Here is a 24,126-nt window from a genome sequence, read left to right as displayed (position 1 = left end):
GCATGGTTTCCCTCGATTCGACCGCGACCACGCCCGCCCCCCTCGCCGCGGACGCCTCCGCCACGCCCACCGTGGGCCTGGTCGGCTGGCGCGGCATGGTCGGCTCCGTGCTCATGCAGCGCATGGGCGAGGAGGGCGACTTCGGCCGCATCAATCCCGTGTTCTTCTCCACGTCCTCCGCCGGGCGCCCCGCGCCGGTGTTCGAGGGCATGGCCGGCGAGGCCGGCACCCTGCAGGACGCCTACGACATCGACCTGCTGGCCACGCTGCCGATCATCCTGACCACCCAGGGCGGGGACTACACCTCCGCCGTGTACCCCCGGCTGCGCGCGGCCGGCTGGGACGGTCTCTGGATCGACGCCGCCTCCACGCTGCGCATGGAGGACTCCTCCATCATCGTGCTCGACCCCGTGAACCGGAACGTCATCGACGCCGGGCTGTCCGCCGGCGTGAAGGAGTTCGTGGGCGGCAACTGCACCGTGTCCTGCATGCTCATGGGCCTGGGCGGGCTGTTCAAGGCCGGCCTCGTGGAGTGGGGCACCGCCATGACCTACCAGGCGGCCTCCGGCGGCGGCGCGCGCCACATGCGCGAGCTGCTCACCCAGTTCGGCGCCCTGCACTCCGTGGTCGCGGACGAGCTGGCCGACCCCGCCTCCGCGATCCTCGAGATCGACCGCGCGGTGCTGGCCGCCCAGCGCGACGGCACCCTGGACGCCTCCCAGTTCGGCGTGCCGCTGGCCGGCTCCCTCATCCCCTGGATCGACAAGGACCTCGGCAACGGCATGTCCAAGGAGGAGTGGAAGGCCGGGGCGGAGACGAACAAGATCCTGCGCACCGAGCAGCGGATCCCCTTCGACTCCCTGTGCGTGCGCATCGGCACGCTGCGCTCGCACTCCCAGGCCCTCACCCTCAAGCTCACGCGGGACGTGCCGCTGGACGAGATCGAGCAGATCGTCGCCGGGGACAACGAGTGGGTGCGCCTGGTGCCGAACACCAAGGAGGCCTCCGTGGAGCGCCTGACCCCCGTGGCCGCCTCCGGCTCCATGGACATCCCGGTGGGCCGGCTGCGCAAGCTCGAGATGGGCCCCGAGTACCTCTCCGCGTTCACCGTGGGCGACCAGCTGCTGTGGGGTGCCGCCGAGCCCGTGCGCCGCATGCTGATGATCGCCACCGGCAACCTCTAGGGCACGGCCCCCCACCGACCTCCTCCGCACGACGGCGGCGGGCCCCCACGGGTGCCCGCCGCCGTCGTCGTCCCGGGCCGGACCGGGAACCGGGCCGGGCCCGGACCGGGGGCTAGATCGAGGAGGACACGTCCCACAGGTCGATGGAGGACTCCCGGCCGGCGATCGCGTCGATCCGGGCCAGCTCCTCGTCGGTGAAGGCCGTGTTCGCCAGTGCGCCGAGGTTCTCGTCCAGCTGGGCCGTGGAGGAGGCGCCCAGCAGCACGGAGGTGACCCCGCCCTCGCGCAGCAGCCACGCGATGGCCAGCTGGGCCAGGCTCTGGCCGCGCTCGGCGGCCACCCCGGCCAGGGCCCGGGCCCGCGCCAGGTTCTCCTCGGTGACGTGGCCGGCCAGCGAGCCGCGCCCGCCGCCGGGCACGGCGGCCGGATCGGCGAGGTACTTGTCCGTGAGCAGGCCCTGGGCCAGCGGGGTGAAGGCGATCGAGCCCATCCCCTCCCGCGCCAGGGTGTCCAGCAGCCCGTCCTCCACCCAGCGGTTCAGCAGCGAGTACGCCGGCTGGTGGATGACCAGCGGCGTCCCCAGCTCCCGGGCGACGGCGGCCGCGGCCCGGGTGCGCTCGGCCGAGTAGGAGGAGATCCCCACGTACAGGGCCTTGCCCTGGCGCACGAGCGTGTCGAGCGCGCCGACGGTCTCCTCCACGGGCGTGTCCGGGTCCGCGCGGTGGGAGTAGAAGATGTCCACGTAGTCCAGCCCCAGCCGCTGCAGGGACTCCTCGGCGGAGGCGATGAGGTACTTCCGCGACCCCAGGTTCCCGTACGGGCCCGGCCACATGTCCCAGCCGGCCTTGGAGGAGATGACGAGCTCGTTGCGGTAGGGCCGGAAGTCGGTGCGCAGCAGGCGCCCGAGGTTCTCCTCCGCGGCGCCGTACGGCGGTCCGTAGTTGTTGGCCAGGTCGAAGTGCGTGATGCCGTGGTCCACGGCGTGCCGCAGGACCTCGCGCTGGACGTCGAAGGGCCGGTTGTCCCCGAAGTTCCACCACAGCCCGAGGCTGATGGGCGGCAGCAGCAGGCCGCTGGCGCCCACCCGGCGGTACTCGGTGCCCGCGTAGCGGTCCGCGGCGGCGGTGTAGGGGCGGTGCGTCTCCGGGATCACAGCGTGCACCCCACGAGGACCGGCTCGGGGTGCAGCCGCACGCCCCAGGCCTCCTCGACGCCGTCGCGCACCGTGCGCGCGATCGCCAGCAGGTCCTCGGCCGTGGCCGACCCCCGGTTCGTCACCGCGAGCGTGTGCTTGGTGGACAGCGACGCCCGGCCCCCGGCCAGGTGCGCCTCGCCCGCCCCGAGCCCGAAGCCCCGGCCGAAGCCGGCGTGCTCGATCAGCCACGCGGCCGAGAGCTTGACGTGCCCCTCCCCCGCGCCGAAGGCCGGGGCACCCTCGGGCAGCCGCGACCGGACCGCCTCCGGGACGATCGGGTTCGTGAAGAACGAGCCCGTGGACCACGTGTCCGGGTCCGCGGCGTCGAGCACCATGCCCTTGCCCGCGCGCAGCGCGAGCACCTGCTCGCGCACGGCCCGCAGCGGGGCGTGCTCGCCCTCCGCCACGCCCAGGGCCCGCGCCAGCTGGGCGTAGCGCACGGGGGCCACCTCGCCGGCCTCCCGCAGCCGGAAGTCCACGGAGAGCACCACCCAGCGCGGCGTGGCGGCGCCCTCGGCAGGGGCCAGGGTGCGCTTGATGACCGAGTCCCGGTAGCCGAACCCCAGCTCGGCGGCGGAGAGCTCCACGACGGCCCCGGCCCGCCGGTCCCAGGCCCGGACCGCGACGAGGCACTGGGAGACGTCCGCCCCGTACGCGCCCACGTTCTGCACGGGGGTGGCCCCGGCGGAGCCGGGGATGCCGGAGAGCGCCTCGAGGCCGGACAACCCGTGCTCCACGGTCCACGCCACGGCCTCGTCCCAGTCCTGGCCGGCGGCCAGGCGCAGGATCCCGCCGGACCGCTGCTCGATGCCGGCGAAGGCGAGGTGGACCACGGTGCCGGGGAAGCCGGCGTCGGCCACCAGGGCGTTGGACCCGCCGCCGAGCACGAGCAGGGGCGTGCCGGCGTCGTCGGCCCGCCGGACGGCCTCGACGGCGGCCTCCTCGGAGGCCGCGGTGACCCAGTGCCCGGCCGGGCCGCCCACGCGGCTCGTGGTGTGCTCGGCGAGCCTCACCGCTCGCCCAGCCGGACCAGCGCCTGCGCCTTCGTGAGCACCTTCGTCCCGCCGGTGGTGACCGCCAGGTCGATCCGGACCGTGCCGTCGTCGTTCACGGCCCCGACCTTCCCGGAGACCTCGAGGTCGGCGCCGCCGTCCTCGGGGACCGGCACCATCTGGGTGAAGCGGGTCTGGTAGTCCACCACGGCGCCGGGGTCCCCGCACCAGTCGGTGACGAGCTGCACGGCGGTGCCCATCGTCAGCATGCCGTGGGCGATCACCCCGGGCAGCCCCACGGCGCGCGCCATGGACTCGGACCAGTGGATGGGGTTGAAGTCCCCCGAGGCGCCGGCGTAGCGGACCAGGTCGGCGCGCTCGAGGTGGACGGTGGCGGTCCCGATGGACTCGCCCTTGGCGGGGGTGGCGGGCATCAGGCGTCCTCTCCGCGGACCAGGAGGGTGGACCGCACGGTGCTGACCGGTTCCCCGGCCACGGTGGCGATGTCGGCGCGCGTGGTGACCATCGAGTGCCCGCCGAGGGACTTCACGGCCTCCACGGTGGCGGTGGCGACCAGCTCGTCGCCGGCCACGATGGGCCGGTGGTGGGTGAAGCGCTCGTCCGCGTGGACCACGCGGGAGAAGTCGATGCCCGAGTCCGGGTCCTGCACCACCGCCTGCTCGGCGCGCTGGGCGAGGACGACGGCGAAGGTGGGCGGGGCGACCAGGTCGGCGTGGCCCAGGGCCCGGGCCGCCTCCACGTCCGCGTGCGCGGGGTGCGCGGCCTGCACGGCGGCGGCGAACTCCCGGATCTTCTCCCGCCCGACGGCGTAGGGCGCGGTGGGCGGGTAGCTCCGCCCCTGCAGGTCCGGGTTGACGCTCACGCGGCGGTCCTCCTGGTCTCGGGTTGCTGGGCCGTCCCCAGACTACCGGTCCGCGGGCCGGTGCCGGCGGCGGGCGTCCCGGATCCGGAGCACCTGGGCCGCGAGGTGCGTGACGAGGCCGGCGCCGATCAGCACGAGCGCCGTCCACTGCAGCGGCAGGGCGGAGGCCAGGGCGCCGAGCACGGAGAGGATGATGCCGAGCAGGATGAGGCCGGTGCCGGTCAGCAGCGTGGTGCGGTAGGCGGTCGAGCCGTGGTCCCAGGGAGTGAACACCCCTCCACGGTAACGCGGTAGCGCCCCACCACGGGCTCGGCGATCCGTGCCCGGCCCGCGGGGTCCGCCGTGCCGTGGGAGACGGCGATGAGCGCCGGCATGTCCCTCACGCGGCGCGGACCTCGACGATCCGGTCCCGGACCCGCACGCCGAACGTGGCGAGCCGCAGGCCGGGGTCGGTGAGGCACTGCCCCGTGCCGAGGTCGTAGACCTGCTTGTGCAGGGGTGAGGCCAGGGTGGGCCGCCCGCCGCGGGAGCCGACGATCCCGCGGGCCATGACGGGGGCGTGCGCGTAGGGATCCCAGTGGGACACGGCGAGCACCTCGTCGGAGGGCAGCCGCACCAGGGCGACCTGCTGACCGGCCACGAGGGCGGCCTCGGCCCACAGGGGCTCGAGCCGGTCCAGGGGACAGACCGGGTGCCAGGACCGGACTGACGGACTCGCGGTGGCGAGGACGGGCCGGGCGGCAGTGCTGGACGCTGGGTGGATCGCGGTGAGGGTCATGGACCCACCGTAGGAAGCCGGTGTTTCCCCTCGTCGTCCGGGATGTTTCGTCCGTGCAACGGTGTCCTCCGGGGGTGCCCGCGGACCGGTGAGGGGCGCGACATCGAGCCGTTACACCGGGGACACGGCCGGGAAACGGCCCGCCCATAGCGTGGTGGCCCATCGACGCGCGACGGCGCGAGACGACGCGAGGGGATGGACCCATGACTGTGCGACCGATCGGACGAACGAACCGGACCGTGGCCGTGGTGGGCGGCGGGCCCGCCGCCCACCGGCTGGTGGAGGCCCTGCTGGCCCGCGAGGAGGACCTGCGGGTGTCCGTCTTCACGGAGGAGCGGTGGGCGCCCTACGACCGCGTGGCGCTCTCCCGTCGCTTCCTGGACGCGGGCGACGACCTCCCCCTGGGCCCCGGCCCCTGGGACGATCCTCGCGTGGGCCTGCGGACGGGCTGCCGGGTCACCGGCATCGACCCCGCGGCCCGCACCCTGGCCACCGCGGACGGCGACACCGTCGGCTGGGACGAACTGGTCCTGGCCACCGGCAGCGACGCCGCCCGGCCGCCGATCCCCGGGGCCGGGGACATGGTGGTCTACCGGACCATCGACGACGTCGACCGCCTGCGCGGGCAGGTGGCCGAGCTGGGCGGCCGGCTGGGACGCGCGCCCCGGGCCGCCGTGATCGGCGGCGGCCTGCTGGGCCTGGAGGCCGCCGGCGGGCTCAGGGCGCTGGGCGCGGACGTGACCGTGGTCCACTCCCGCCCCTGGGTCATGAACGCCCAGCTGGACGAGTCCGGCGGGCGCACCCTCAACCGGCTGCTGCGGGGGCAGGGGTACGTGCTGAGGCTCGGCGAGCGTCCCCTTGCCCTGGAGGGACCGCTGCTGCGCTTCGGCTCCGGGGACGACATCGCCGTGGACCTCGTGGTGGCGGCCACCGGCATCACCCCGCGCGACGAGCTCGGCGCCGGGGTGCTGGAGCTCGGCCCCCGGGGCGGGTTCGCGATCGACGAGACCTGTGCGACCTCGGCCCCGCACGTCTGGGCGATCGGGGAGGCGGCCAGCTTCGGCGGGCAGTGCGTGGGCCTGGTGGCCCCGGCCACCGCGATGGCCGAGGTGGTCGCCGACCGGCTCTGTGGCGGCACCGGGACCTTCCCCGGCTTCGACACGGCCGCCAAGCTCAAGCTCTCCGGGCTGGACGTGGCCACCTTCGGGGACGGCTTCGCCGCGGCCGAGGGCGCGCTGGAGGTCGTCTACGCGGACCCGGTCGGCGGGACCTACCAGAAGCTCGTGGTCTCCGAGGACGCCCGCACGCTGCTCGGCGGGATCTTCGTGGGGGACGCCACCCCCTACGCGGCGCTGCGCCCCATGCTCGGACGCGAGCTGCCGGGCGAGGCGGGGGCCTTCCTCTCCGCCGCCGGCCACGGGGCGCCGGCGGACCTGGCGCTGCCGGACGAGGCCCAGGTCTGCTCCTGCCGCGACGTCAGCGCCGGGGACCTGCGCCGGGCCGTGTGCGGCGGGTGCCCGGACCTGGCGGGCCTCAAGGCCTGCACCGGGGTGGGGACCCAGTGCGGTTCCTGCCTGCCCGCGGCGCAGAAGGTCATGGAGGGCCAACTGGCCGTGCTGGGGATGGAGGTCTCCACCGCGTTGTGCGAGCACTTCGCCCTGTCCCGGTCCGGACTGTTCGAGGCCGTGCAGGCCACCCGGCTGAGGAGCTTCGGCGAGATCGTGGCCCGCTTCGGCACCCCTGCGGACCCGGCCGCGAACCTCGGCTGTGACATCTGCAAGCCGGTGGCGGCCTCCGTGCTGGCCACCCTGCACGGCGAGTACATCCTCGACGGCGACCGGGCGGGGCTGCAGGACACCAACGACCGGGCGCTGGCGAACCTCCAGAAGGACGGCACCTATTCGGTGGTCCCCCGCATCCCCGCCGGCGAGATCACGCCGGAGAAGCTCGCGGTGATCGCCGAGGTGGCCCGGGAGTACGGGCTCTACACCAAGATCACCGGCGCCCAGCGGATCGACCTGTTCGGGGCCACCCTGGACCAGCTGCCCCGGATCTGGCGGCGCCTCGTGGACGCCGGCTTCGAGTCCGGCCAGGCCTACGGCAAGGCCCTGCGCAACGTGAAGTCCTGCGTGGGCTCGACGTGGTGCCGCTACGGGGTGCAGGACTCGGTGGCCATGGCCGTCCGGCTGGAGGAGCGCTACCGCGGCCTGCGGAGCCCGCACAAGATGAAGTTCGGCGTCTCCGGCTGCGCCCGGGAGTGCGCCGAGGCGCGCGGCAAGGACGTCGGCGTGATCGCCACGTCCGAGGGGTGGAACCTCTACGTGGGCGGCAACGGCGGGGCCACCCCGGCCCACGCGAGGCTGCTGGCCAAGGACCTCGACGACACGACGCTGCTGCGGTACATCGACCGCTACGTCGTCTACTACATCCGCACCGCCGAGCGCCTCCAGCGCACGGCCCGCTGGATGGAGGAGCTGCCCGGCGGGCTCGACCACGTGCGCGACGTGGTGGTGCGGGACTCCCTCGGCATCGCCGCGCACCTGGAACGGGTGGTCGCCGACCACCTGGAGGCCTACCGGGACGAGTGGGCCGCCACCCTCGAGGACCCCGAGCGGCTGCGGCGGTTCCGCGGCTTCGTCAACGCCCCGGCGGAGCCCGGGGAACCGGACGGGACGGGACCCGTGGCCCTCTCCGGACCGCGCATCCCCGTGCGGGGTGCACGGTGAGCGGCCCGGGGCCCGGGACGGTCACCCTCATCGGCGCCGGTCCCGGGGCGGCGGACCTGCTGACGGTGCGCGCGCTGCGCGTGCTGGCCCACGCCGACGTGGTGTACTACGACCGGCTCGCCCCCACGGACGACCTGGCCGCGTGGGCGCCGCGGGCCCGCCTGGTCGACGTCGGCAAGCACCCCGGGCACCACCGGGTCCCGCAGGCGCAGATCAACCGGCTGATCGTGGCCTCGGCACTGGCCGGACTGCGCGTGGCCCGGCTCAAGGGCGGGGACCCGTTCGTCCTCGGCCGCGGCAGCGAGGAGGTGGCGGCCTGCCAGGAGGCCGGGGTCCCGGTGACCGTGGTCCCGGGCATCACCTCCGCCGTGGCCGCCCCGGGCGCGGCGGGGATCCCGGTGACCGCGCGCGGACTGAGCAGGGCGTTCACGGTGGTGTCCGGCCACGACCCGCTCGGCGAGGGGGAACTGGCCGGGCTGGCGCAGCTGGGCGGGACCGTCGTCGTGCTCATGGGCATGGCCGCCCTCGGCCACACGGCCGCCGGGCTGGTGCGGCACGGGATGGACCCCCGGACGCCCGTGGGGATCGTGGAGCGCGGGTGCACCGAGCGGCAGCGGGTCTGCATCGCCCCGCTCGCGGAGATCCTCACCGCCTCCGCCGTACAGGGCATGCGCTCCCCCGCCGTCCTGGTGATCGGCGAGGTCGTGCGGCTGGCGCCCGGGGCCGAGGAGCGGCTGCGGGAGCTGGCCGGGGTGGCAGGGGCCGCATGAGCGACCCCGCCGCGGCGCTGCCGCAGACCCTGGCCGGGTTCCGCATCGGTGTCACCTCCGACCGGCGCAGCGACGAGCTCATCTGCGCCTTCCGGCGGCGCGGCGCCGAGGTGATGCACGCCCCGGCCCTGCGGATCGCCCCCCTGACGGAGTCCGTCACCCTGCACCGGGACACGCGCCGGGTCATCGAGGCCCGGCCGGACTACGCGGTGGTCACCACGGCCTACGGGATGCGACGCTGGACCGAGGCCGCCGACGCCTACGGGCTCGGCACCGAGCTCCACCGCGCCCTCGCGGCCGCCGCGATCCTCGTCCGAGGGCCCAAGGCCCGCGGTGCCGTCCGCGCCGCCGGCCTGGACGACGTCGGCGCCCCGGACGACGAACGGACCGCCTCCCTCGTGGACCTGCTGCTGGAGCGGGACATTGCGGGACGCACGGTGGCCTTCCAACTGCACGGCATGCTCGACCACCAGCAGGTCTCCCGCCTCGAGGAGGCCGGGGCCCGGGTGCTGACCGTGATGCCCTACACGTGGGCGCGCCCGGCGGAGGACTCGGACCTGCTGCGGATGATCGACGCCGCCGCCGACCGCCGGCTCGACGTGCTCACCTTCACGGCCGCCCCCGCCGTCGAGGCCTTCCTCGCCGTCGCCCAGCAGTACGGGCGCCTGGGGTGCCTCCTCGAGGCGCTCCGGGCGGACGTGGCGACGGCCGTCGTCGGGACCGTGACCGCCGGGCCGCTGCACGAGGCCGGGCTGCGCCCGCTGGTCCCCTCCCGCTGGCGCCTGGGTGCCATGATCCGGCTGGTGTGCGAGCACCTGGAGCAGCAGGGGGTCCTGCGCGTGGACACCCGCCTGGGCCCCCTGGAGATCCGCGGCGACCAGGTGCACGTGCCCGGGCACGCGGCCGAACCGGTCCGGCTCCCGCCCGGTCCCCTCGCGCTGCTGCGTGAACTGGCGGCCGCGCGGGGCGCCGTGCTGACCCGCGCCCAGCTCGTGGCGGTCCTGCGGCAGTGCGAGTCCGAGCACGCCCTTGAGATGCTGGTCTGGCGGCTGAGACGACAGCTGCCGGTGCCCGGGCTCGTGACCACCGTGGTCAAGCGGGGCTACCGGCTTGCCGTCTAGCGGTTCCCCTCCGCCTCACCGGGCCCGCACGGGGGTGAGAAAGGGGTTTTACGGCCCCGTCACGGTCCCGGAAACGCCCGGGAAACGCCGACTCCGTAGATTTCCGAGCACGCCGGGACCACCGGCGCCCCTTGGTACCCCTGACAGCTGGAGTGATGACCGATGTCCTATGTGAGCCCCCCAGACTTCGTCAAGACGATGATCGACGCCGGCGAGGCCAAGGTCTTCATGAGCACCCGGGACACCCTGATCCGCTCGTTCATGGCCGGCGCGATCCTGGCGCTCGCCGCCGCCTTCGCCATCACCGTCACGGTGCAGACGGGCATCGCGCTCCTCGGTGCACTGCTGTTCCCGGTCGGCTTCATCCTGCTCTACCTGCTCGGCTTCGACCTGCTCACCGGGGTGTTCACGCTGGTGCCGCTGGCCTGGATCGACCGGAGGCCGGGAGTGACACTCCCCGGGCTGCTGCGGAACTGGGGGCTGGTGTTCACCGGGAACCTCGCCGGCGCCGTCCTCGTCGCCGTCATGATGACGGTGGTCATGACCTACGGCTTCAGCTCGCCGCCGAACGAGGTCGCCCAGCAGATCGGCTCCATCGGCGAGGGGCGCACCGTCGGCTACGCCGAGCACGGCGCCGGGGGGATGCTCACCCTCTTCATCCGTGGCGTGCTGTGCAACTGGATGGTGTCCACCGGCGTGGTCGCCGCCTTCATGTCCCGGTCCACCACCGGGAAGGCCCTGATCATGTGGATGCCCGTCATGCTGTTCTTCTCCATGGGCTTCGAGCACTCGATCGTCAACATGTTCCTCTTCCCCGCCGGGCTGTTGCTCGGCGCGGAGTTCTCCCTCATGGACTACCTCGTCTGGAACGAGATCCCCACCGTCCTGGGCAACCTCGTCGGCGGGCTGGCCTTCGTGGGCCTCACCCTCTACGGCACCCACCACCGCACCGGCGCCGTCCGCCAGCCGAAGGCACCGGCGATGTCCACCGCCCCCCTGGGCCGCTGACCCACAGGCGCGAAGTACGGCGAGACGAGAAAGGACCCGGACCCCTCGAAGGGGATCCGGGTCCTTGTCCGTAGCGGCGGGGGGACTCGATCCCCCGACCTCACGATTATGAGTCGTGCGCTCTAACCAGCTGAGCTACGCCGCCATGAAATGAGAGCGCCCGTGCCGCGGATACTGACTGCGCACGGGCCCTCATCCCAGAGCCCCGACCGGGAATCGATCCCGGGACCTCCATCTTACCAAGATGGCGCTCTACCACTGAGCTATCGGGGCAACGACGTGAAACTCTACCAGCGATTCCCGCGGATGCGAAATCGAGGCAAAGCCCCACGTCAGGAGCCGGTCAGTACCGGTCGCGGGAGGGGCGGTCGAAGGACTTCCTGCCCTTGAAACCGCCCTTGAAGCCGCCGCCCTTGTGGCCGCCCTTGAAACCGCCCTTGGAGCCGCCGCCGGAGCGGAACGGCTTGCCCTCGCGCTCGGCGCGCGTGGGCCGGCCGGTGTCCAGCTGCAGCTCGATCGGACGGCCGTTGATGGTGGTGTTGCCCAGGGCGTCCCACTGCTGGCCGGTCAGGTCCGCCGGCAGCTCCACGAGGGAGTGGTTGGAGCGGATGTCGATGTGCCCGATCTGGTTCGAGCGCAGCCCGGCCTCGTTGGCCAGCGCGCCGACGATGTTGCCCGGCTGGACGCGGTCCTGGCGGCCCAGCGCGATCCGGTAGGTGGCGTTGCCCTCGGCCGGGCCGCGCTGGGGGCCGCGCGAGCCGCGCCCGTCCCGCTCGCCGCGGTCGTCGCGGTCGCCACGGGCCATGCGCACCGGCGGCAGGTCCGGCTCCTCGGTGAGCAGTGGGCGCCCGCCCTGGGCCATCTTGGCCAGCGCCGCGGCGACGTCCTCGGGGGCCACCTCGTGCTCGGCCACGTAGGAGTCCACGAGCTCGCGGAACACGTCCAGGTCGCCCTCGGAGAGGGTCTCGGTGATCTGGGTGCTGAACTTGCCCAGGCGGGAGGAGTTCACGTCCGCCACGGAGGGCATGTGCATCTGCTCGACGGTCTGGCGCGTGGCCTTCTCGATGGAGCGCAGCAGGTACTTCTCCCGCGGGGTCATGAACAGCACGGCGTCCCCGGAGCGGCCCGCGCGGCCGGTGCGGCCGATGCGGTGCACGTAGGATTCCGTGTCGTGCGGGATGTCGTAGTTGATGACGTGGCTGATGCGCTCCACGTCCAGGCCGCGGGCGGCCACGTCCGTGGCCACGAGGATGTCCACGCGGCCGGCGCGCAGGTTCTCCACGGTCTTCTCGCGCTGGTTCTGCGCGACGTCGCCGGAGATCGCCGCGGCGCGGAAGCCGCGGGCGTTGAGCTTGGTGGTGAGCTCCTCGGTGGCGTTGCGGGTGCGCACGAAGGCGATGACGCCGTCGTGCTCCTCGGTCTCGAGGATGCGGGTCATGGCCTCGAGCTTCCACTGGTGGGTCACCTGCAGGAAGCGCTGGCGGATGTTGCCGGCGGTGGTGTTCTTGGCGGCCACGGTCACCTCGACCGGGTCGTTGAGGTACTTGCCGGAGATCCGCTGGATGGCGCGCGGCATGGTGGCCGAGAACAGCGCCGTCTGCTTGCCGGAGGGCGTGGCGGCCAGGATGCGGTCGACCTCCTCGGCGAAGCCCATGCGCAGCATCTCGTCGGCCTCGTCCAGGACCATGTACTGCAGGTCGGACAGGTCCAGGGAGCCCTTCTCGAGGTGGTCGATCACGCGGCCGGGGGTGCCGACCACGACCTGGGCGCCGCGGCGCAGGCCGGACAGCTGCGGGCCGTAGGGCGCGCCGCCGTACACGGGCAGCACGGTGACGCCCTTGAGGTGCTTGGCGTAGCTGGTGAAGGCCTCGGCGACCTGCAGGGCCAGCTCGCGCGTGGGGGCCAGCACGAGGACCTGGGGGCTGTCCGCGGGGCCGTTGACGTCCGCGAGCTCGGCGAGCCGGGACAGGGCGGGCACGGCGAAGGCCGCGGTCTTGCCGGTGCCGGTCTGGGCCAGGCCGACGACGTCGCGCCCGGCGAGCAGCAGCGGGATGGTCTCGGCCTGGATCGGCGAGGGGGTCTCGTAGCCGAGGTCCTCGACGGCGGCGAGCACGCGGGCGTCGATGCCGAGGTCGGCGAAGGCAGGGGTGGGCACGGTGGTGTTCTCGGACACGGTGATTCCTTCTGGGGATCGGGTCGGCGGCCGGTTGGATGCCGCGGCGCAGCGGACTGCATTCTCTCCGGCGCTCCCCGAGGCGTGGTCCAACGTCACGCCCGTCCCATATCACCTGGCGGTCCCCGCCCGGCCGGTTCCGCGATCGTGGGCACCGCACGGGCGGGCCACGTCCTCGACGGAGGAACGGCTGGGGGTGTGAAGGACCGGCCGCCCGCTGCCCCGACACTCTGTCGGGTGGGGCCACACAACTCGATGCCCTCTCGGGCATGCACAGGGGTTCTGACCGGAATGGTGCTCACCAGTCTAGCGCATGGGCCGGACCGCCCCGACGGCTAGGCTCGACCCGTGCCCGAACAGAACCCCCACGAGGCCCCCCAGCACCGCTACGCCCGCGCCGCCGGCCGGGCCACGCGCGCCTTCCTCGACGCGAGCCGGCAGGACGCGCGGGACGCCGCGGCAGCCACCCCGCCGTCCACGGCGCCGTCCGGGTCGCGGTCCACGGCGTCGTCCACGGCGCGCCGCGACCGCGACGCCCGGGCCGCCGGTCCCGGCACCGGTCCCCAGGGCGGCGCCGAGGCCGGTGCCGGCGCCGACCGGGGGTCCCGCGCGGCCGCCGTCGGCCCCTCCGCGCTGCTGCGCACCGCGCGCTGGTGGTGGGCGCTGGTCACGGTGCTGTTCGCGCTGCTCACCGCCTCCTTCGTCCTCGCGGGGACGTCCCAGCCGGTCGCCGAGGGCCCCGTGCTCGGCCCGGACGGCTACCTGCTGCGCGACCCGCTCGCGGGCCGCACCGGGCAGTACGTGCTCGCCGGGCTGACGGGGGTCCTCGCGCTCGCCACCGGCGCGGGCACCGTGCAGCTGCTGCGCTCCCGGCGCGGGGCGGCCGGGCTCCTGACGGGCATCGCCGTGCTCGTCGGGGTGCCGCTCATCCTGCGCGGGCACCCGCTGCTGGTCGCGATCGCCGTGGTGCTGCTCACCGGCGCGGCGCTGCTGTGGCTGCCGCCGGTGCGCCGGCGGCTGCGCTGAATCCCGGGCGGCAGATGCCGCCCGGGACCCGGCGCACGGGGCCGGGACGGGGCCCGGGCCGGGACGCTCAGAGCGCGCTGATCGCCCGGTCGAGGTCGTCGATCAGGTCGGCCACGTCCTCGATGCCCACGGACAGGCGCACGAGGTTGTCCGGCACGGCGAGCTCGGTGCCGGCCACGGAGGCGTGCGTCATCTCGGCCGGGTAGTTCATGAGCGACTCGACGCCGCCGAGCGACTCGGCCAGCTGGAACAGCCGGGTGGTCTCGGCCACCTGCTTGGCGGCCGCCGCGCCGCCGGTGAACTGCACCGAGACCATGCCGCCGTAGCCGCGCATCTGCCGCGTGGCCAGCTCGTGGCCCGGGTGGTCCGCCAGGCCCGGGTAGAGCACGCGCTCCACGCCCGGACGGTCCTGCAGCCACGTGGCGATCGTGCCGGCGTTGGCGGTGTGCCGGTCCATGCGCACGCCGAGGGTCTTCAGGCCCCGCGTGGTGAGGTAGGCGTCCAGCGGGCCGTTGACGGCACCCGCGGCGAACTGCTGGAACTGCACCTTCTCGGCCAGCTCCGGGTCCTCGACCACCACGGCCCCGCCGATCACGTCCGAGTGTCCGCCGATGTACTTGGTCGTGGAGTGCACCACGACGTCGGCGCCCAGTTCCAGGGGCAGCTGCAGGTAGGGCGTGGCGAAGGTGTTGTCCACCACCAGCAGGGCGCCGGCGGCGTGCGCGGCGTCCGCCAGGGCGGCGATGTCCGAGATCTTCATCATCGGGTTCGAGGGGGTCTCCAGCCACAGGATCCCGGCCCCGGAGGCGGCCAGGGCCTGCTCCACGGCGGACACGTCCCCCATGTCGACCACCGTGTGGCCCACGCCCCACGGGCCGAGGACCCGGTTGATGAGGCGGTAGGTGCCGCCGTAGACGTCGTTGCCCATCACGATGTGCGCGCCGGGGGCGGCCACCGCGTGGATCAGGGCGTTCTCCGCCGCGAGGCCGGAGCCGAAGGTGAAGGCGCGCGCGGTGCCCTCCACGCCGCCCTCGAGCGCGGCGAGCTGCTCCTGCAGGGAGTCGCGCGTGGGGTTGGTGCCGCGGCCGTAGTCGTAGCCGTGGCGGAGGCTGCCGACCCGCTCCGGGGCGTACGTGGTGGACAGGTGCACGGGCGGCACCACGGCGCCGGTGACCGGCTCGAAGGCCTGGCCGGCGTGGATGGCGCGGGTGTTGAACCCGGCGGTGGGGTGGAGGGTGTGGTCGTAGTCGCCCTCCCCGGCGGGACGGTCGGTCTGGACGGTCTCGGCGGGCTCAGCGGCGCGTTCGGTCATGACGGGTCCTTTCGGGTCACCGGGCCACGCGGGCCAGGAGGTCGTGCAGGGTGATGATGCCGGCCACCACGCCGTTGCGGGTGGCCATCACGGCGGGGGCGGAGCGCAGGGCCTCGCGGGCCCGGGCCAGGGTGGAGTGCACGTTGAGGCGCGGCAGGGCCGGGCCGGCGTGCTCCAGGACGGTGTCCGCGGGGCGGGCCGCGCCGGAGGCGAGCAGGTCGCTGAGCCCGGCCACGGTCACCGAGCCGAGCACCTCCCCCACCCGCAGGTCGTCGCGCGGGGCGCCGACCACGGGCAGCGCGTCCACGCCGTAGCGGTTCATGGTGGAGATCGCCTCGGCGATCGTGGCGTCCTTGGGCGCGGTCACCACGGCCGGCAGGGAGGCGGGCAGCAGCGAGGACTTCGCCGCGAGCAGGTCGCCCACGGTGCCCTCCCAGCCGGCCGCGGCCGAGCCGGCCGGCGCGCCCGGTGCCGCCCCCGCGGTGGCCGGGGCGCCGCCGTCGGGCACTCCCCCGGGCACGCCGCCGGCGGGCAGCACGGACTCGGCCGCCGTGGTCTCGAAGCCCATCTCGTCCATCCAGGACGCGTTGAAGATCTTGCCGAGGTACCCGCGGCCGGAGTCCGGCAGCAGGATGACCATGACGTCGTCCTCGCCGAGGTCCCGTGCCGCGCGCAGCCCGGCGACGACGGCCATCCCGGAGGACCCGCCCACGAGCAGCCCCTCCTCGGCGGCCAGCCGGCGCGTCATCTCGAAGGAGGCGGCGTCGTCCACGGCGATGACCTCGTCCGGGACGGAGGGGTCGTAGTTGCCGGGCATCATGTCCTCACCCACGCCCTCGACGAAGTACGGCCGGCCGGTGCCGCCGGAGTAGATGGAGCCGTCCGGGTCCGCGACCACGACCCGCACGGGGCCCGACGCGCGGTCGGCCGAGACCTCCTTGAGGTACCGGCCGGTGCCCGTGACGGTGCCGCCGGTGCCGGCGCCGACGACGAAGTGGGTGATGCGCCCGGCGGTGTCCCGCCAGATCTCGGGGCCGGTCGTCTCGTAGTGCGACTGCGGGGCCGAGGGGTTGAAGAACTGGTTGGGCTGGTAGGCGCCCGGGATGTCCCGCTCGAGGCGGTTGGCCACGCCGTAGTAGGACTCCTCCGACTCCGGGGCCACGGAGGTCTTCGTCACGACCACCTCGGCGCCGTAGGCGCGCAGCACGTCCCGCTTCTCCTGGCCGACCTTGTCCGGGGTGACGAACACGGAGTGGTAGCCCTTGAGCTGGGCCACGAGGGCCAGGCCCACGCCGGTGTTGCCGGAGGTGGGCTCCACCACGGTGCCGCCCGGGGCCAGCCGGCCCTCGGCCTCGGCGTTCTCGATCATCTTCAGGGCGATGCGGTCCTTCACCGACCCGCCGGGATTGAGGTACTCGGGCTTGACCAGGACGGTGGCCCTGATGCCCTCCGTGACCTTGTTGAGCCTCACCAGCGGGGTGTTGCCGATCAGCCCGAGGACGTTCTCGGCGTAGTGCATCTCCTCTGTCATGCGCCCCACGCTACCGCCGGGTCCGCGCGCGGGGACAATAGCGTGAATCCGCGTGACCGGCGGGGACTGGCGGCGGCGCGCCGGCGGCGAGGCGCGGCGGCGAGGGGCGGTGCGGCGGCGCGGTGCACCAGCCGGTGCGGGAGAATGGTGACATGCCCTCCCTGCCCCCGATCGGCCCGCTGCCGGCCCCGGATGCCGCGGCGGTCCTGGAGCCCGGGGCGCCCGTGGACGTGCGCCTGACCCTGGGGGTGCTCCAGCGCGGGCACGCGGACCCGACCGTGCAGTCCCGGCCGGAGGGGGTGTGGCTCGTCTTCCGCCAGCCGGGCACCGGGGACCCCGTGACGCTGCTCGTGCGGCCCGCCGCCTCCCCCCACGAACCGGGGCGCGTCCCCGTGCTGGCCTGGGGGCCGGGGGCGCGGGCCGCGGTGGCCGCGGCGCCGGCCCTGCTGGGGCTCGACGACGACTGGTCCGGCCTCGATGCCCTGCTCGCCGCGGGCGTTCCGGGACTGCCCGCCGCCGTGGTGCGGGCCCGCCGGGCCCATCCGGGGCTGCGCCTGCCGGCGACGGGCCGCGTGGTCGACCAGCTGCTCATGGTGGTGCTCGAGCAGAAGGTCACGCACGACCAGGCCCGGTCCGGCTGGCGATGGCTCGTGCGCCGGTACGGCGACCTCCCGCCCGCCCCCGCCCCCGAGGGGATGCGCCTGGCCCCGACCGCGGAGGCGGTACGCCGGGTGCCGAGCTGGGAGTGGCACGCCGGCTGGGTGCAGCCGGCGCAGTCGCGGGCCATGCTGCGGGTGGCCGAGCGGGCCCGCGCCCTGGACCGGCTGGGCGCGCAGCCCCTGGGCGCCGAGGACGACCCGGGCTCCGTGGTCGCCCGGTTGTGCTCGGTGCCGGGCCTGGGCCCGTGGACGGCGGCGGAGACGGTCCAGCGCACCCACGGGGCACCGGACACGGTGGCCGTGGGTGACTTCCACCTGGCCCACCACGTGGGCGAGGCGCTCACGGGCCGCCGCACGGACGACGCCGGCATGCTGCGCCTGCTGGCCCCGTACGCGGGCCACCGGCAACGGGTGGTGCGGCTGATCGGCCTGGCCGGCTACCGGTTCAGCCGCTTCGGCCCTCGGCTGGCCCCGGCGGACCACCGCGGCCGCTGAGCCGGCCGGCGGGGTGGCGGAGGCCGGGGCGGCCACCGGCGGGGCGGTTCAGCCCTCGTTCCGGGCCTTGGCCACCTGCTCGCGGACATCGTCCATGTCCAGGCCCTTGACCGCGGTGACGAGCTCCTCGAGCTGCGTGGCGTTGACCGCCCCGGGCTGGGCGTAGACGAGGACCTTGTCCCGGAAGGCCATCAGCGTGGGGATGGAGGTGATGTTGGCGGCCGCGGCCAGTCCCCGCTCGGCCTCGGTGTCCACCTTGGCGAACACGACGTCCTCGTGGCGGCCGGAGACCTCCTCGTAGACGGGGGCGAAGCGCTTGCAGGGGCCGCACCAGTCGGCCCAGAAGTCCACGAGGACGATCTCGTGGTCGGTGAGGGTCTTCTCGAAGTCGGCCTCGGTGATGTCGGTGGTTGCCATGCCCCCACCCTAGCGGCGCGGTGCACGGCCGCCGCCCGGCGTCCACAGCCCCTCGGGGCGGCCACTCCACAGTGTCCCGGCCCGGGCCTGCCGCGCCCCGGGCCGCGGCGGGCCCGGCCGCACCGGCGCCGGCGCTTCCTAGCCTCGGTGGCACCGGACCCGGCGAGCGGGTCGCGGAACCCGAGGAGGACCCGATGACCACGACACCGAGCGACGCGAAGCGCGGACCGGCCGGCCCGGGGCGCATGGCCCCCGGACGGCGCACCACCGTGATGGTGGTGGTGGACCGCCCCGACCCCGAGGAGGCGCTGCGCGAGTCCATGGACTGGGTGGAGGCCTTCGAGCGGGACTGCGGGCTCGTGCTGGACCCTGAGGCCACCGAGCTGTACGGGGTGGCCACGGCCGAGGACCTCCGGGAGTCGCTGCAGCCGCCGCGCGACGGGTCCGTGGCCGAGTACCTGGACTTCATCTGCGTGGACGGCGCGTGGCTGCACCCGGGCGACTGCCCCGTGGCGCCGCCGGACTCCAACGGGGCGCCCGCCTGGTCCTGGGCCTACTACCGGACGGTGATGGGCGCCCCGGACGGGGCGTTCTGCATCCTCTGGGACCTCATGCCGCTGCCGGCGGCGGCATGAGCGCCGCGGGCGGGGGGGCAGGGGCGGACCGGTGCGGCGGGACGGACGGACGGCCGGTGCGGCGCGCCGGCCCGGCCGTCGGCCCCGCGCCCTCAGTCGCCCTTGACGTTGACGAGCTGGCGCAGCGTGTGGCGGACGGAGACGAGGTCGGCGGCGTCCGCCATCACCCGGTCGATGGGCTTGTAGGCGGCCGGGATCTCGTCGAGGAAGGCCTCGGTGTCCCGGTACTCGATGCCGGCCATCGCCTCGCGCAGCTGCCGGCGGGTGAACCGGCGGCGGGCGGCCGAGCGGGAGTAGGCCCGGCCCGCCCCGTGCGGTGCGGAGTCCAGGGACATCGCGTTGCCCCGGCCGGCCACCACGTAGGAGGCGGTGCCCATGGATCCCGGGATGAGCCCGGGCTCGCCCGCCGTGGCCCGGATGGCCCCCTTGCGCGAGACCCAGACGCGGCGGCCGAAGTGCTCCTCCGCGGCGGTGAAGTTGTGGTGGCAGTTGATCCGTTCCCGTTCCCGGACCTCCGTGCCCACCCACTCCGAGACGGCCCGCAGCACGCGGTCCATCATCTCCTCGCGGTTGAGCAGGGCGAAGTGCTGGGCCCACTCCAGCTCGCGCAGGTACCGGTCGAACGCCTCGGTTCCCTCCTCGAGATAGGCCAGGTCGGGGTGCGGCAGGGAGACCCCGGCACGCCGCGCCAGGCCGGCGGCCACGCCGATGTGGTGCTGCGCGATCCGGTTGCCCACGCCGCGGGAGCCGGAGTGCAGGAAGGCCCAGACCCGGTCCTGCTCGTCCCGGGAGATCTCGATGAAGTGGTTGCCCGAGCCCAGCGACCCCAGCTGGAGGTCCCAGTGGGGGGCGTACCCGGCCGGGTCGAGGCCCGCGGCCACCGCCCGCTCGACGAGCTCGTCCAGCCGCGGGGCCGCCGTCGGGGTGACCGTCCTGTTGTCATGGCCGGCACCCAGCGGCACGGCCCGCTCGATCGCCCGGCGGACCCTCGCGCGGTCCTCCGGCAGGTCGGCGACCGTGAACTGGGTGCGCACGGCGATCATCCCGCAGCCGATGTCCACGCCCACGGCGGCCGGGATGACCGTCCCGAGGGTGGGGATCACCGAGCCCACGGTGGCCCCCTTCCCGAGGTGGGCGTCCGGCATCAGGGCGACGTGCGGGTGGATGAACGGCAGTCGGGCGGTGGCGAGGGCCTGCTCGCGCGTCTGCTCGTCCAGCAGGGAGGCCCAGCTGACGAGCCGGTCGGTGAGGTGCTCCATGCCCACCATGGTCCCGCGTGCGCCCCGCGAACGCCGAGGGCCCCGGGACCGTGGTGGTCCCGGGGCCCTCGCTCCGTTCACTGGTGGCAGATGAGGGATTCGAACCCCCGTAGGCAATGCCAGCTGATTTACAGTCAGCCCCCTTTGGCCGCTCGGGTAATCTGCCGTGCGGTCTACCCGGATCACTCCGCGTAGCAGCGGAGACCACTGTACCGGAGGATCGGCCGGAACCCGAAATCGCCGGACCGGTAGGCTGGCCTCGACACCGCCCCCGTCCCCTACCCCGAGGAGGAGCCATGGCCAGTGATTCGACGTTCGACGTGGTCAGCAAGGTCGACAAGCAGGAGGTCAGCAACGCGCTGCACCAGGCCCAGAAGGAGATCGCGCAGCGCTACGACTTCAAGGGCGTGGGCGCCGAGATCGACTTCAGCGGCGAGAGGATCCTGATGAAGGCCGCCTCCGAGGAGCGCGTGAAGGCGGTGCTGGACGTGTTCCAGTCCAAGCTCGTCAAGCGCAACATCTCGCTGAAGTCCCTGGACGCCGGCGAGCCGTACGCCTCGGGCAAGGAGTACCGGCTCGAGGCCGGGATCAAGGAGGGCATCGACCAGCCCACGGCCAAGAAGATCACCAAGCTCATCCGCGACGAGGCGCCGAAGTCGGTCAAGGCCACCATCCAGGGCGACGAGCTGCGCGTGTCCTCGAAGTCGCGCGACGACCTCCAGGACACCATCGCCCTGCTCAAGGGCTTCGAGGACGCCGACCTGCAGTTCATCAACTTCCGCTGAGGAGGCGCCATGCTCTACCTGATCACCCCGGACGGCACCGTCCACTGGACCGACACGGAGCTCGGGTACGCCCTCGCGGACGCCAAGGCCGGCCGGCGGCAGCTGGCCGACCTGGACTGGCGTGAGGACCCGGGCACCGTGCCGGCCGAGACGGTGCTCGCGCTGGCCCTGCGCCACGGCATCGACGCCCGCACGGGCCTGGTGCTGCACGGCGGGTTCGTGGAGCAGGCACGGGAGCCGGATCGGCTGCGCGCCGCGGCGCAGGAGCAGCGGCTGGTCACCCGGCAGCTGGAGTCCATCGCCGAGGAGCCGCGGTTCGAGGACCGGAACTGGTTCCGTCGGCAGCGGGCCGTGGCCGAGGAGGCCCGCCAGGACGCCGGCACCGCGCTGCGGACCGCGGACAAGGCGGCCCGGGAGCTGTTCGAGGACCCGGTGCAGGACCACCTGGTGCGGGCCTGGCAGCGCGCGGGCGGACTGGTCCCGGCGACCGCCTAGCGTCCAGCCGGCCACCGGCCGCCGGCGCGGACCCCCGGGGACCGCGCCGGCGGACCGGTTCAGCCGGCGCGGCTGATGCGCACCATGTCCTCGCGGGGGACGACCTTGACGCGTTCGCGCTCGACGGGGCCGGTGGCGGTGGCGGCGGCGCCCAGGGCGAGCTCGTGGGCGTCCAGGGCCAGCCACCCCTCCCAGGTGGTGTACTCCACCCCCCGTGCGGTGAGCAGGTCCAGGACGGCCTGCTCGTCCGGGTCCTGCGCGGTCCACAGCCCCGGCTGGTCCTCGAGCAGGCACCCGATGGTCTCCAGGGCGTCCCCCTTGGTGTGCCCGATCAGCCCCACCGGGCCGCGCTTGATCCACCCCGAGGCATACACCCCCGGCACCACCGCCCCGGCCTCGTCCAGCACCCGGCCGGCCTCGTTCGGCACCACCCCCCGGCCGGCGTCGTAGGCCAGCCCCGGCACCGGGGACCCGTGGTAGCCGATCGCCCGGTACACCGCCTGCACCGGGTAGTCGGTGTACTCCCCGGTCCCGGTCACGTTGCCGGTGCCGTCCAGTTCCATCCGCTCCATCCGCAGCCCGGCCACCGCCCCGTCGGCCCCGAGGATCTCCACGGGCTGCTGCAGGAAGTGCAGGTGCAGCCGCCGCGAGGCCGTGCCCGGGCGGTCCTCCTGCTCCATCAGCCAGTTCGTCAGCGTCCCGACCATGGTCTTGACCTGGTTGTTCGTGGTGGCCGCCTCCTCCGAGGCCGCGTCGAACTCGAAGTCCTCCGGGTACAACACGATGTCCACGTCCCTCGAGTGCGCCAGCTCGCGCAGCTCCAGCGGGGTGAACTTCACCTGGGCCGGGCCCCGGCGGCCGAACACGTGCACGTCCGTCACCGGGGACGAGGCCAGCCCGGCGTAGACGTTCTCGGGGATCTCGGTGACCAGCAGGTCCTCGGCGTGCTTGGACAGCATCCGGGCCACGTCCAGGGCCACGTTCCCGTTGCCGATCACCGCCACCTCCCGGGCGGTCAGCGGCCAGTGGCGGGGCACGTCGGGGTGCCCGTCGTACCAGGACACGAACTCCGCCGCCCCGAACGAGCCTTCCAGGTCCACGCCCGGCACGTCCAGGTCGGCGTCCCGGATGGCCCCGGTGGAGACCACGACCGCGTCGTAGTGGCGGCGCAGGTCCTCCAGGGTCAGGTCGGTGCCGAAGTCCACCCCGCCCAGGAACCGGATGTCCCCGCGGTCCAACACCTTGTGCAGGGCCTTGACGATGCCCTTGATCCGCGGGTGGTCCGGGGCCACCCCGTACCGGATCAACCCGTACGGGGCCGGATACCGGTCGAACAGGTCGATGCTCAGCTCGAAGTCCCGCTCGGCCTTGGTCAGCAGGTCCGCGGTGTACACGCCGGCCGGTCCAGCGCCGATGATCGCGAGGCGAAGGGGGCGGTCGGGGACAGAGGTCACGGAGGATCCTTCCAGGGGAGGCGACGGCGGTCAGCGCTCCAGTCTATCGCCCGGCACGCGGCCGGGGCGGTGACCTGCACCTCACCGGTGCCGGTCACCGCCCCGGGGGGCGTGCGGCCCGTCAGGCGTTCATGCCCGCGATCGCGGCGCCGGCGCGGGCGTGCGCGGCCGCGGCGGTCTCGTCGTTGCGCTCCATCAGCTCGCGTGCCTGCACCACGAGCGCCCGGACGGCATCGGCGGCCTCGAGCCACTTGCGCTCGACCGTGTCGTAGTCGGTGTCGTTGTCCGTGGACCGGTAGTTGGAGGCCACGTAGTTCTTCTGGGCCTCGCGGTCACCGATGATGCCCTCGATGCGCGCGGTGATGGCGGCGACCTCTGCCTCGTAGGCGGCGGCGGCGCCGGAGTCGTAGGAGATGGTGCTCATGGTCTGGGATCCTCTCGTGCGGTGGGTGGACGGAGCCGGGCCGGCTCAGCGGGACATCGGGAAGTCGACCGGCTGGGCCTGGGCGTCCGCGGTCATCACGTCCTCCTGCTCCACGTACGAGCGGTACATCTCCCCCTGTCCGACGTTGATCAGGCCCAGGGCCTCGTAGAGCTTCTTCTCGCAGGCGTCGACCTCCACCATGAAGTCGTTGTACGCCACCGCCCCGGACCCCTTAAAGGTGTGCTTGAGGTTCTCCACCGCGTTCTCGAGGTTCACCACCTCGGCCAGCAGCTGCTCCCCGGAGTCCCCCGAGTCCTGCATGGACTTGTGGAAGACGTCGATGTCCGTCATCTCGAGCTTCATGAACTGTTTCCCTCCCCGTGTGTCGTCACGACCTGTGATGGATCCATCCTCCGAGCCCGCCGAGCAGCCCGTCAACCGGGCCGGATGGGGAGAACTCCCCATCCGCTTGGCCGTTCGCACGCTCGGGGGCTGGAATGATGGACCGAGGTGGTGACCGGACCGGGAAGGGGACCTGCGGGCAGATGGCCATGGATTTCGACGCACAGCTCATCGAGTCGGTGGAGGTGCGCCGGCACCGGCTGGCCTCCGCCCTGCTCTTCGGCGCCAACCCGACCGAGCGGCGCTTCCGGGACCGGACGCGGACCCTCGTCCTCGGCGTGGTGGCCGCCGCCCTGGCCGCCGCCCTGTGCGTGGCGATCTCCTTCGTGGCCATGGTCGTCACCGACTGGCGCGCCGAGCGCGAGCAGCCGCAGGGCGTGTCCCTGTCCGGGAGGTCCTGAG

25 protein-coding genes and 3 tRNA genes are annotated in these 24,126 nt (G+C 73.9%); 11 read left to right on the top strand and 17 right to left on the bottom strand.

Annotated features, from left to right (window positions below; all coding sequences use genetic code 11):
* Positions 1-2: 2 nt before the first annotated feature.
* The gene (asd, locus tag E7744_RS03770; RefSeq protein ID WP_137772971.1) at positions 3-1,184 is read left to right on the top strand and encodes an aspartate-semialdehyde dehydrogenase; all 1,182 of its coding nucleotides are present in this window, start codon (positions 3-5) and stop codon (positions 1,182-1,184) included.
* 112 nt (positions 1,185-1,296) lie between these two features.
* Here asd and E7744_RS03765 read toward each other — a convergent pair whose 3' ends face one another.
* The 6 genes from E7744_RS03765 to nirD all read right to left on the bottom strand — a co-directional run bounded on the left by E7744_RS03765 (position 1,297) and on the right by nirD (position 5,032).
* The gene (locus E7744_RS03765; RefSeq protein ID WP_137774823.1) at positions 1,297-2,337 is read right to left on the bottom strand and encodes an aldo/keto reductase; all 1,041 of its coding nucleotides are present in this window, start codon (positions 2,335-2,337) and stop codon (positions 1,297-1,299) included.
* Entirely contained in the window at positions 2,334-3,392 is a 1,059-nt protein-coding gene (locus E7744_RS03760; RefSeq protein WP_137772970.1) for a UDP-N-acetylmuramate dehydrogenase, read from the bottom strand. Before E7744_RS03760 ends, E7744_RS03765 begins: the two co-directional genes overlap by 4 nt.
* Positions 3,389-3,805: a MaoC family dehydratase gene (locus E7744_RS03755; RefSeq protein WP_138424636.1), complete on the bottom strand. Its 417-nt coding sequence runs from the start codon at positions 3,803-3,805 to the stop codon at positions 3,389-3,391. Before E7744_RS03755 ends, E7744_RS03760 begins: the two co-directional genes overlap by 4 nt.
* Positions 3,805-4,254 (bottom strand): MaoC family dehydratase N-terminal domain-containing protein, encoded by a 450-nt coding sequence (locus E7744_RS03750; protein WP_137772969.1) that lies wholly within the window; start codon positions 4,252-4,254, stop codon positions 3,805-3,807. The genes E7744_RS03755 and E7744_RS03750 overlap by 1 nt, the downstream gene beginning before the upstream one ends.
* 42 nt (positions 4,255-4,296) lie before the next feature.
* Positions 4,297-4,527 carry a hypothetical protein gene (locus E7744_RS03745; protein WP_210417153.1) on the bottom strand — a complete coding sequence of 77 codons (231 nt, stop codon included), beginning with the start codon at positions 4,525-4,527 and terminating at the stop codon, positions 4,297-4,299.
* 106 nt (positions 4,528-4,633) lie between these two features.
* Entirely contained in the window at positions 4,634-5,032 is a 399-nt protein-coding gene (gene nirD, locus E7744_RS03740; protein WP_137772968.1) for a nitrite reductase small subunit NirD, read from the bottom strand.
* A gap of 203 nt (positions 5,033-5,235) precedes the next feature.
* Between nirD and nirB the strand changes: the two genes are divergently transcribed.
* The 4 genes from nirB to E7744_RS03720 all read left to right on the top strand — a co-directional run bounded on the left by nirB (position 5,236) and on the right by E7744_RS03720 (position 10,657).
* Entirely contained in the window at positions 5,236-7,758 is a 2,523-nt protein-coding gene (gene nirB, locus E7744_RS03735; RefSeq protein WP_137772967.1) for a nitrite reductase large subunit NirB, read from the top strand.
* On the top strand, positions 7,755-8,528 hold the full coding sequence (gene cobA, locus E7744_RS03730; protein ID WP_137772966.1) for a uroporphyrinogen-III C-methyltransferase: 774 nt from the start codon (positions 7,755-7,757) through the stop codon (positions 8,526-8,528). Before nirB ends, cobA begins: the two co-directional genes overlap by 4 nt.
* On the top strand, positions 8,525-9,649 hold the full coding sequence (locus tag E7744_RS03725; RefSeq protein WP_137772965.1) for a uroporphyrinogen-III synthase: 1,125 nt from the start codon (positions 8,525-8,527) through the stop codon (positions 9,647-9,649). The genes cobA and E7744_RS03725 overlap by 4 nt, the downstream gene beginning before the upstream one ends.
* Before the next feature lie 162 nt (positions 9,650-9,811).
* Positions 9,812-10,657 carry a formate/nitrite transporter family protein gene (locus E7744_RS03720; protein WP_137772964.1) on the top strand — a complete coding sequence of 282 codons (846 nt, stop codon included), beginning with the start codon at positions 9,812-9,814 and terminating at the stop codon, positions 10,655-10,657.
* A gap of 71 nt (positions 10,658-10,728) precedes the next feature.
* On the opposite strand, the gene E7744_RS03715 is transcribed toward E7744_RS03720, so the two are convergent.
* The 3 genes from E7744_RS03715 to E7744_RS03705 form a co-directional block, all read right to left on the bottom strand.
* Positions 10,729-10,802: transfer RNA gene (locus E7744_RS03715), tRNA-Met, on the bottom strand.
* Positions 10,803-10,858: 56 nt separating this feature from the next.
* A tRNA-Thr gene (locus E7744_RS03710) sits at positions 10,859-10,930 on the bottom strand.
* A gap of 70 nt (positions 10,931-11,000) precedes the next feature.
* A complete protein-coding gene (locus E7744_RS03705; protein ID WP_371415377.1) occupies positions 11,001-12,830 on the bottom strand; it encodes a DEAD/DEAH box helicase in 1,830 nt (609 codons plus the stop codon).
* A gap of 348 nt (positions 12,831-13,178) precedes the next feature.
* On the opposite strand from E7744_RS03705, the gene E7744_RS03700 reads away from it, so the two are divergent.
* Positions 13,179-13,856, top strand: coding sequence for a hypothetical protein (locus E7744_RS03700; RefSeq protein WP_137772963.1), 678 nt, complete (start codon positions 13,179-13,181; stop codon positions 13,854-13,856).
* 67 nt (positions 13,857-13,923) lie between these two features.
* On the opposite strand, the gene E7744_RS03695 is transcribed toward E7744_RS03700, so the two are convergent.
* On the bottom strand, positions 13,924-15,168 hold the full coding sequence (locus tag E7744_RS03695; RefSeq protein ID WP_137772962.1) for a cystathionine gamma-synthase: 1,245 nt from the start codon (positions 15,166-15,168) through the stop codon (positions 13,924-13,926).
* A 16-nt stretch (positions 15,169-15,184) separates the two neighbouring features.
* Positions 15,185-16,687: a pyridoxal-phosphate dependent enzyme gene (locus tag E7744_RS03690; protein ID WP_137774821.1), complete on the bottom strand. Its 1,503-nt coding sequence runs from the start codon at positions 16,685-16,687 to the stop codon at positions 15,185-15,187.
* 164 nt (positions 16,688-16,851) lie between these two features.
* Between E7744_RS03690 and E7744_RS03685 the strand changes: the two genes are divergently transcribed.
* Positions 16,852-17,853, top strand: coding sequence for a DNA-3-methyladenine glycosylase (locus E7744_RS03685; protein ID WP_137772961.1), 1,002 nt, complete (start codon positions 16,852-16,854; stop codon positions 17,851-17,853).
* A gap of 48 nt (positions 17,854-17,901) precedes the next feature.
* Here the strand turns inward: E7744_RS03685 and trxA are convergent, their stop codons facing one another.
* Positions 17,902-18,270 carry a thioredoxin gene (trxA, locus tag E7744_RS03680; RefSeq protein WP_137772960.1) on the bottom strand — a complete coding sequence of 123 codons (369 nt, stop codon included), beginning with the start codon at positions 18,268-18,270 and terminating at the stop codon, positions 17,902-17,904.
* A 194-nt stretch (positions 18,271-18,464) separates the two neighbouring features.
* Here trxA and E7744_RS03675 point away from each other — a divergent pair, with 194 nt between their 5' ends.
* The gene (locus E7744_RS03675; protein WP_137772959.1) at positions 18,465-18,905 is read left to right on the top strand and encodes a hypothetical protein; all 441 of its coding nucleotides are present in this window, start codon (positions 18,465-18,467) and stop codon (positions 18,903-18,905) included.
* A gap of 92 nt (positions 18,906-18,997) precedes the next feature.
* Here the strand turns inward: E7744_RS03675 and E7744_RS03670 are convergent, their stop codons facing one another.
* Entirely contained in the window at positions 18,998-20,164 is a 1,167-nt protein-coding gene (locus E7744_RS03670; protein WP_137772958.1) for an RtcB family protein, read from the bottom strand.
* Positions 20,165-20,245: 81 nt separating this feature from the next.
* Positions 20,246-20,330 (bottom strand) — tRNA-Tyr (locus E7744_RS03665).
* Positions 20,331-20,460: 130 nt separating this feature from the next.
* Here E7744_RS03665 and E7744_RS15750 point away from each other — a divergent pair.
* The gene (locus tag E7744_RS15750; RefSeq protein WP_168199744.1) at positions 20,461-20,949 is read left to right on the top strand and encodes a YajQ family cyclic di-GMP-binding protein; all 489 of its coding nucleotides are present in this window, start codon (positions 20,461-20,463) and stop codon (positions 20,947-20,949) included.
* A 9-nt stretch (positions 20,950-20,958) separates the two neighbouring features.
* On the top strand, positions 20,959-21,444 hold the full coding sequence (locus E7744_RS03655) for a hypothetical protein (RefSeq protein ID WP_137772956.1): 486 nt from the start codon (positions 20,959-20,961) through the stop codon (positions 21,442-21,444).
* A gap of 59 nt (positions 21,445-21,503) precedes the next feature.
* Here the strand turns inward: E7744_RS03655 and E7744_RS03650 are convergent, their stop codons facing one another.
* From E7744_RS03650 to E7744_RS03640, 3 genes are all read right to left on the bottom strand, one after another.
* Positions 21,504-22,898 (bottom strand): FAD-dependent oxidoreductase, encoded by a 1,395-nt coding sequence (locus tag E7744_RS03650; protein WP_137772955.1) that lies wholly within the window; start codon positions 22,896-22,898, stop codon positions 21,504-21,506.
* 121 nt (positions 22,899-23,019) lie between these two features.
* Positions 23,020-23,322 carry a hypothetical protein gene (locus E7744_RS03645; protein ID WP_137772954.1) on the bottom strand — a complete coding sequence of 101 codons (303 nt, stop codon included), beginning with the start codon at positions 23,320-23,322 and terminating at the stop codon, positions 23,020-23,022.
* A 45-nt stretch (positions 23,323-23,367) separates the two neighbouring features.
* On the bottom strand, positions 23,368-23,685 hold the full coding sequence (locus tag E7744_RS03640; RefSeq protein WP_137772953.1) for a hypothetical protein: 318 nt from the start codon (positions 23,683-23,685) through the stop codon (positions 23,368-23,370).
* A gap of 188 nt (positions 23,686-23,873) precedes the next feature.
* On the opposite strand from E7744_RS03640, the gene E7744_RS03635 reads away from it, so the two are divergent.
* Positions 23,874-24,125, top strand: a complete 252-nt coding sequence (locus E7744_RS03635; RefSeq protein ID WP_137772952.1) for a hypothetical protein — start codon at positions 23,874-23,876, stop codon at positions 24,123-24,125.
* Position 24,126 lies beyond the last annotated feature (1 nt).

The organism is Citricoccus sp. SGAir0253 (assembly GCF_005877055.1).
Lineage (GTDB): Bacteria > Actinomycetota > Actinomycetes > Actinomycetales > Micrococcaceae > Citricoccus.
Note: the sequence above shows the minus strand (reverse complement) of the source record. Positions and strands in the feature narration are given on the sequence as shown.